2 protein-coding genes and 2 pseudogenes are annotated in these 3,527 nt (G+C 71.4%); 3 read left to right on the top strand and 1 reads right to left on the bottom strand.

Translation table 11 applies throughout. The features are described 5' to 3' along the window. Positions 1-207: 207 nt before the first annotated feature. The 3 genes and pseudogenes from GPA10_RS41460 to GPA10_RS41450 all read left to right on the top strand — a co-directional run bounded on the left by GPA10_RS41460 (position 208) and on the right by GPA10_RS41450 (position 3,336). On the top strand, positions 208-987 hold the full coding sequence (locus tag GPA10_RS41460) for a CpaE/TadZ family protein (protein ID WP_343041904.1): 780 nt from the start codon (positions 208-210) through the stop codon (positions 985-987). Between the two features lie 87 nt (positions 988-1,074). Continuing rightward, a pseudogene (locus GPA10_RS41455) lies at positions 1,075-2,425 on the top strand (TadA family conjugal transfer-associated ATPase). Then, positions 2,419-3,336 (top strand): type II secretion system F family protein, encoded by a 918-nt coding sequence (locus tag GPA10_RS41450; protein WP_425505897.1) that lies wholly within the window; start codon positions 2,419-2,421, stop codon positions 3,334-3,336. The pseudogene GPA10_RS41455 and the gene GPA10_RS41450 overlap by 7 nt, the downstream one beginning before the upstream one ends. Before the next feature lie 86 nt (positions 3,337-3,422). Here GPA10_RS41450 and GPA10_RS41445 read toward each other — a convergent pair. Continuing rightward, positions 3,423-3,527, bottom strand: a pseudogene (locus tag GPA10_RS41445) (IS5/IS1182 family transposase); the annotation flags it as partial.

Below are 3,527 nucleotides of genomic sequence, written 5' to 3'. Positions count from 1 at the left end.
TTCCGCCCCCGCAAGGACACAGGCAGCAGCGGCCGGACGAACTCCCACTCGGCATCGGACAGTTCATGGCGACGTATCACCCGACCATGATCCAGCACACGAGATCAATTGAAGACACGACCTAGTGGAGACCGGAGCTGTGCGGCGGGCGACGCAGCTGGAGCATCCGCGTGTGGTGGTGCTTCCGGCCGAGGGGCGTGAGGCTCCGTGAGGCGGCTGGTCGTGGTCGGCTCGGTGACGGGTGCGCCGGGGGTGACCACCACGGTGCTGGCAGTGGCTGCCGCGTGGCCGTTGGAGGCAGACGGTGGGGTGCGGCCGGTGGCGGTGGAGGCGGACACCTCCGGCGGTGACCTCATGATCCGCTTCGGTCTGCCTGCGACACCCTCGCTGCTGGATGCAGCTGCGGCGGCCGGGCAGCCGCACCCAGGCTCTCTGCTGGGGGCGGCGAGCGAACTCCCCTTCGGGGTGCGGGCGGTGGTCGCGGTGCCTGGTCGCGGCCCGTGCCGGGAGGCCGTGCGTGTGCTGGCCGGTGAAGCGGGGCGCCGTGTGCTGCACGGGGACGTCCCCGACCGGGGCACGGTGCTGCTGGACGTGGGGCGCATCGGCCAGGACGTGGAGCCGCTGCTCGAGGCGGCCGACCAGGTCGTGTTGGTGGTACGGGGCGGAGCGGAGCCACTGACCCACGTGGCCACGTACGGAGTGGAGGCCTGTGCGTACGCCGGGCGGCTGACGTTAGCTGTCGTCGGGCCGTGCCCGTACACGGCGGAGGAGATCGAGAAGACGCTTGGCGTCGAGCGGGTGCTCTTCCTGCCCTGGGACGCCAAGAGCGTGACCGAGATGAACCGCCCTGGGCAGAGCGGGCGGCGCACGACCGGGTTTCGACCGCCACCGCTGATGAGTGCCGCACGGAAGCTGGCCCGTCGGCTCGTCGAGCCGCAGGCGAGCGGGACGAGGGCGGCAGACACGGACAGGGCAGCGGCGGTGTAGCCGCCGAGAGCGGTGGGGTGCGGCTGAGGGGGTGGAGCCGGAGAGAGAGGGGGCTGGATCAGGTACTGGGAGTCGAGGAGATGGATCGTGAGCGAGCAGCTGACGCCGCCGGGTACGGTGCCGGGCGGTGAGCGGGAGCTGGCACATCTGGTGCGTCAGCGGGTTGCGGCTCGGTTGGCCGCGTACGCGGGCGAGCGCGAGCAGGCCGGATTGCCGACGGAGGAGGAGACGGCGCGGCGGGCCACGGTGGGGCGGTTGCTGGCCGAGGAGCTGGGGGAACAGCGGCGCTCGGCTCTGGCCCCAGGGCAGGGCGTCGATCGATGCCGCGGCCGAGGAGCGGATCGCGCAGGCTGTCAGGGACGAGCTGTTCGGCACCGGCAGCCTGGAGCGCCTGCTTGCCGACAGCGCGATCGAGAACATCTGCGTCAACGGCTGCGACGTGGTGTGGGTCAAGGACGCGGCAGGTTCATGGCGGCGCGAAGCACCGGTCGCAGCCTCGGACGGCGAGTTGGTGGAACTGGTCCGCTCGCTCGCGGCCCGAGTCGGTGGGGAGGAGCGGCGCTTCGACCGGGGCCTGCCCCGCCTGAACCGGCAACTGCCTGACGGATCACGGTTGTTCGCGGTGATGGCGGTGACGGGCAGGGTGTCGCTGACGATCCGCCGCCACCGCTTTCCCGTCGCGTCGATGAGTGAGCTGGTGCGGTTGGGCGTCTGCGACGAGCAGCTCGCCGCGTTCCTGAGCGCGGTGGTGCGGGCGCGCAAAAACATCGAGGTCGGCGGCGGCACCAATGTCGGCAAGACCACCGTGCTGCGGGCCTTCGCCCACGAGATTGGACCCGAGGAGCGGCTGGTGACAATCGAGGACACCTTCGAACTCGGCCTCGACGCCGACCCGGTGGCACACCCGAACGTCGTGGCCATGCAGGCTCGGGAGCCGAACATTGAGGGCCAGGGCGGCATCGATCAGGCAGAACTGGTGCGCTGGGGGCTGCGCATGTCCCCCGACCGGGTCATCGTCGGGGAGATCCGCGGGGCCGAGGTGATCCCGATGTGCAATGCCATGAGCCAGGGCAACGACGGCTCACTGTCCACGATTCACGCCTCGACCTCGCGCGGGGTGTTCACCAAGCTCGCCTCCTACGCCGCGCAATCCCCGGAGCGGCTGTCGCTGGAGGCGACGAACCTGATGGTGGCCTCAGCGGTGCACTTCGTCGTTCACCTGGGCTGGGATGGCGCAGGCCGCAGGGTGATCGACTCGGTGCGCGAGGTTGTCGATGCGGACGGGGCGCAGGTCGTCTCCAACGAGGTCTTGCGGCCCGGCCCCGACGGGCGCGCCGTGCCTGCTGCTCCGCTGCGCACGGAGACCCTCGATGACCTGGTGGCGGCCGGGCTGGATGCCCAGGGTGCCGCGTTCCAGCGGTGGGGGGCGGCGTGCTGAGCGCCGTGGTCGGTCCCGGCACGGGGACAGGGGTGGCGGTGGCGTGCGGGACAGCGTTCGGCCTCGGCCTGGTGGCCATCGGCTATGGAGCGGTCCGGCGCGCGGCACGCGAGGAGCGGCCCGGCCTGTGGCGTGCCCTGGTGGCGCGACTGCCTGCGGACTGGACCACACGGCGCGTAGTGATCGCGTTGATGGCCGGAGTGGTCACGGAAGCGCTCACGGGGTGGCCGGTGGCGGCGGTGCTGACCACGGTCTCGATGCTCACCCTGCCGGGCCTGCTCGGCCCGGACCGGCGGGCGGCACGGCGCACGGAGCGGATCGAGGCGCTGGCCACGTGGACGGAGATGCTGCGCGACACCCTGTCCGCGGCCGCCGGTCTTGAGCAGGCGGTGCTGGCGACCGCGGACATCGCCCCGGCCGCGCTGGAGCCCGAGATGCGGCAGCTTGCCGCCACCGTCAGGTCGGGGCACTCCTTGCCTGCGGCACTGCGGACGTTCGCCGAGGATGTCGATGACCCGCTGGCCGATGTGGTGGTGGCCGCGCTGGTGATGGCTGCCGAGCAGCAGGCCAGCCAGCTCGCGCCACTGCTGGGCGAACTGGCGGAGTCGGTGCGTGAGCAGGTCGCCATGCGGCAGCGCATCGACGCCGGACGGGCGAGCGTGCGCACCGGAGTGCGTGTCACGGTGCTCGTCACCTTGGGCATGGTGGTGGGGCTCGTGGTCTTCAACCGCCCCTATCTGGACCCCTTCGACACGCTGACCGGGCAGGTGGTCCTCGCGGTGGTGGGCGCCCTGTTCGCCGCGAGCTTCACCTACCTGACCGCGATCGGCCGCATCGAGGAACCGGTCCGTCTCATCAGGTCGAGCGCTCCCCGCGCCGCGGCGGGTACCGAACCGGGAGGCGCACAGTGATGGTCATGCTGTTCGGCGCGCTGTTCGGCGCCGGGGCGACCGCCCTCGTCTACGGGCTGCGCCCGCCTAGGAGTTGTCTTCAAATGTCACGCCCACATCAGGAGCGAGGCGAGAGTGACGGCTGCCTGGTAGGACTCGGCGGTCTTGTCGTAGCGGGTCGCGATGCCGCGCCACTGCTTGAGGCGGTTGAA

The organism is Streptomyces typhae, from assembly GCF_009755605.1.
Lineage (GTDB): Bacteria > Actinomycetota > Actinomycetes > Streptomycetales > Streptomycetaceae > Streptomyces > Streptomyces typhae.
Note: the sequence above shows the minus strand (reverse complement) of the source record. Positions and strands in the feature narration are given on the sequence as shown.